Consider the following 3,930-nt stretch of genomic DNA (forward strand, 5'->3'; position numbering starts at 1 on the left):
GCCGTCGATCACGCCCTGACGGTCGAGGAGGGCCGCGCCGAGTCGCGCGTCACGCCCCGGCGCCGCCCCGGCGGCTTCGCCATCCGCACCCCCGTCTCGGTCTCGGCCGTGCGCGGCACCGACTTCCGCGTCTCCTTCGACGATGACGCCGACCGCTCGAGCACCGAAGTGCTGGAAGGCGCCGTCGCCATCGCCTCGGGCCAGGCCGAAACCCTGGCCGCCGCAGATCAGGGCGTCAGCGCCGCCGCCGGCGCGGTGCGCCTGCTTCCTCTTCTGCCAGCGCCCGCCCTGGTTCGCCCCGACGCGCCGCAGACCCAGGCCCAGGTCGCCTTCGACATCCAGCCCCTGCCCGGCGCCGAACGCTATCGCGGCCGCGTCGCCCAGGACGCCGGCATGATCGAGGCCTTCGCCGAGGCCGACAGCGCGCCCGGCGGCCCCCTGGTCTTCGGCGAGATGGAGGAAGGCGCCTTCTTCCTGCGCCTGACCGCCCTCTCGCCCGAGGGGCTGGAGGGCAAGGCTGTCACCTACAGCTTCATCCGCGCCCGCAACGGCGTCGGCGGCCTGGCTTCGGCCCTGGACCAGCGCGACCGCCGCCGCTTCTACCGCTTCCGCTGGGAGGCCGAGGGCGTCGGCGCGGCGACCTTCCGCTTCCAGCTGTGGCGCGAGGCCGAGGACGGAACCGTCGACGGCCCCCTGCTGGTCGACCAGCCCGGCCTGACCGACGAGGCCTTCACCCTCAGCGACCTGCCGCCGGGCGTCTACAGTTGGCGGGTGCAGGGCGCGCGCCATCGCTTCGGCCGTCTGTTGGAAGCCTGGTCCGAACCGCAACAGCTCCGCATCGGACGATAGCGCCGTGCCCGCGCCCGCAGGGCCGAAAGGCGGCTGGAGAGGCTGGCTCGGCGCCCGCCTGACCGGCCGTCGCGCCCTGGTCGAATGGGGGCTGGTGGCGACGCTGTCCGCCCTGCTGGTCGGCTGGATGGCGCTGACGCCCGCCGCCGACGGCGCCGACCACCTGATCTATGACGCCCTGATGCGGGCCGAGGCGGGACCGACCGACGAAGACATCGTCATCATCGCCATCGACGACCGCAGCCTGGAAGCCCTGGGCCAGTGGCCCTGGCCCCGCGACCTGCATGCCCGGCTGATCGACCGCCTGACCCAGGCGGGCGCGGGGCCTGTCGCTTACGACGTCCTGTTCACCGAAGCCTCCCCGCAGGACGACGCCCTGGCCGCCGCCCTGGCGCGCAACGGCAAGGTCCGCCTGCCCGTGGTGCTGGACGCCCCCGGCCTGAACGGCGCCGCCTTTCGCGCAGACGCCCCCGCGCCCGGCCTGACCGAGGCGGCGGCGGGTCTGGGCCACGTCAACCTGACGGTCGACGACGACGGCGCCGTGCGTCGCCTGCCCCTCTATCTTCAGGCGGACGAGCGGACCTGGCCGCACCTGATCCTGCCCCTGGCCGCCGCCAAGGGCGCCGTTCCTGCGCCGCCCGCGCCGCATGACGGCGGCGACCTGTTCGCCGCCTCGCCGGAAGCCCTGATCTATCGCGGCCCGCCCGGCGCCTTCCGCACCCTGTCCTTCGCCGACGTGCTCAGCGGCGAGACGCCCGCCGCCTTCCTGAAGGACAAGCTGGTGCTGGTCGGAGCGACGGCGCCGGGCCTGGGCGACCGTTACGCCACCCCGGCCACGCCTCACGGCGAACTGCGTCCCGGCGTCGAGGTGCAGGCCGCCCTGCTCCAGACCCTGATCGAAGGCGGCGGCCCGCGCAGCCTGTCGCCCGCCTGGGTGCTGATCCTGTCCCTGCTGCCGCTCGGCCTTCTGGTCGCCGGCTTCCTGGTGCTGCGCCCGGCCGCCAACATGGCCCTGGGCGCCGGGTTGATCGTCGTGACGTTGATCGCCGCCGCGACCGCCTTCCTCGCGGGCGGCCTGTGGCTCCCGCCTTCGGCCGCCGTGGCTGGACTGGCCCTGGCCTATCCCTTGTGGAGCTGGCGTCGCCTGGCCGCAGCCTCGGCCTATATGCAGAGCGAGGTCGAAGCCTTCGAACGCGACGGCGTGCGCCTGACCGGCCGCGCCCAGGGCGGCGATGTCGTGGCCCGTCAGGTGGACGCCCTGCGCGCCGCCGTGCGTCAGGTGCGCGACCTGGAGCGCTTCATCTCCGACGCCCTGCGAAGCCTGCCCGACGCCACCGTCGTCGCCGACCCTCACGCCCGCATCATCCTGTCCAACGACCGGGCCGAAGCCCTGTTCGGCGCGCGTCTGAAGGACGACGCCGACCTGCCCCTGCTGTTCCGGTCCCTGGGCGAACCGGCCTGGCGCCGCTTCCTCGATCCCGAGGGCGATCCCGGCGACATCACCACGCCCGACGGCCGCATCCTGAAGGCCGCCGCCGCCCTGCTGACCGACGCCGAAGGCCATCCGGTCGGCCATATCGTGCGCTTCGCCGACATGACCCGTTTCCGCGCCGCCGAACGCCAGCGCGCCGAAGCCCTGCAACTGCTCAGCCACGACATGCGCGCGCCCCAGGTGTCGATCCTGACCCTGCTGGACGGCCCCGCGCCGCGGCTAGACCCCATGGTCGAGCGCCGCATCGCCGACTACGCCCGCCAGACCCTCGACCTCGCCGAAGGCTATGTCCAACTGGCCCGCGCCGAGAGCCAACCCTATCGCTCAGAGCTGCTGGACCTGGGCCAGATCGCCATGGACGCCGCCGACATCCTGTGGCCCCAGGCGTCGAAGAAGGGCGTCCGCATCCTGACGCCCGACGGCGAGGAAGAGTTCCTGGTCCAGGGCGACCCCGCCCTGTTGCGCCGCCTGACCACCAACCTTCTCGACAACGCCCTGAAATACGGCCCGGCGGGCGGCGCTATCCAGGTCAGCCTGACCGGGGCCGAGGAAGACGGCCGCCCGGTCTGCGTCCTCGGCGTCAGCGATCAGGGCCCTGGTCTGTCGGAAGAGGCCGCGCGTCGTTTGTTCCAGCCCTTCGGCCACGGCGGCGCGGATCATCGCGGCGCGGGTTTGGGCCTCGCCTTCGTCCGCACCGTCGCCGAACGCCACGGCGGAACCATCCGCCACCAGCCCGGATCGCCGGGCGCGACCTTCATCCTGACCCTGCCCAGGATCACGTAAGAGGAATGAAGCTGCGGGCGGCCGGCCCTAGTCCGCCGCGTCCAACTGCGCCACCGCCGCCTCGGCCAGCAGGCCCGGCGCGGTTTCGGCCTGACGCCGTCCCAGGATCGCCATCGCCGAGGCGCGGTAGGCCCCCGCCTCATTCCCCGGCCCGGTCAGGATCACCGTCAGGCTGTGCGTCTGGCGGCCCTGGCTCCACCATTGCGGCAGGCGCGGCGCATCGGTCCACTCGCCCTGGCGCGCATCGACGTCGGTGAAGACGCCGGTCTTCTGAGGCCGCACCGCATAGGCCGTCTCGACCCGCCAGGCGGACTTATCGTCCACCTCGCGCCAGCCGCGCGCGCTCAGCGCCTGACGCACGGCCTCGGCCGCCGCGCGGTCGGCCTCGCTCGGCGCCTCGGCCTCCAACAGGCGGTAGGCGGTCACGTTCGCAGGCACGGCGGCCGACAACTGCGTCTCGACGCGCGGCGCAGAAACGCAGCCCGCCAGGACGGCCGCGCTAACCAGGGGAAGAGCCAGACGAGAGATCATGGCTGCGATACCTGCCCCGCCGCGCCCTCCAAGTCCACAACGGACGATTCCAACGGGCCGAAAAGCGCGCCCGCCTAGCCGCCGGACGCCAGCGCGCCCGTCACGCCCAGCGTCCCGTCCGCGTTCTCGACCACACCCAGTTCCTCGATGCGCGCCCCGCCCTGCTCCAGCACGGCCAGCCAGCCGAAGGCCTGGGCCGTCGTCACGCGGTCCAACCGAAAGCCCAGCCGCCCGCCCTCGGACATGCCCAGCGTCGGCTGCACTCCCGCCGCCGG

At 73.4% G+C, this 3,930-nt stretch carries 4 protein-coding genes; 2 read left to right on the forward strand and 2 right to left on the reverse strand.

The annotated features are described in order from the left end of the window. The coding region (locus tag BDIM_RS10585; RefSeq protein WP_211205978.1) for a FecR domain-containing protein at positions 1-849 on the forward strand (849 nt) is incomplete at its 5' end. Between the two features lie 4 nt (positions 850-853). Beyond that, positions 854-3,124, forward strand: coding sequence for a CHASE2 domain-containing protein (locus BDIM_RS10590; protein WP_003165589.1), 2,271 nt, complete (start codon positions 854-856; stop codon positions 3,122-3,124). 27 nt (positions 3,125-3,151) lie between these two features. Here BDIM_RS10590 and BDIM_RS10595 read toward each other — a convergent pair whose 3' ends face one another. Both BDIM_RS10595 and BDIM_RS10600 read right to left on the reverse strand, forming a co-directional pair. After that, entirely contained in the window at positions 3,152-3,655 is a 504-nt protein-coding gene (locus BDIM_RS10595) for a hypothetical protein (protein WP_003165590.1), read from the reverse strand. Positions 3,656-3,729: 74 nt separating this feature from the next. After that, on the reverse strand, positions 3,730-3,930 hold a 201-nt coding region (locus tag BDIM_RS10600; protein ID WP_211205979.1), incomplete at its 5' end, for a hypothetical protein.

It is taken from the genome of Brevundimonas diminuta ATCC 11568 (genome assembly GCF_000204035.1).
Classification (GTDB): domain Bacteria; phylum Pseudomonadota; class Alphaproteobacteria; order Caulobacterales; family Caulobacteraceae; genus Brevundimonas; species Brevundimonas diminuta.

Bases quoted from the DNA above. Each gene is read 5' to 3' on its own strand.
- BDIM_RS10595 (WP_003165590.1), bottom strand. From the start codon at position 3,655: ATGATCTCTCGTCTGGCTCTTCCCCTGGTTAGCGCGGCCGTCCTGGCG.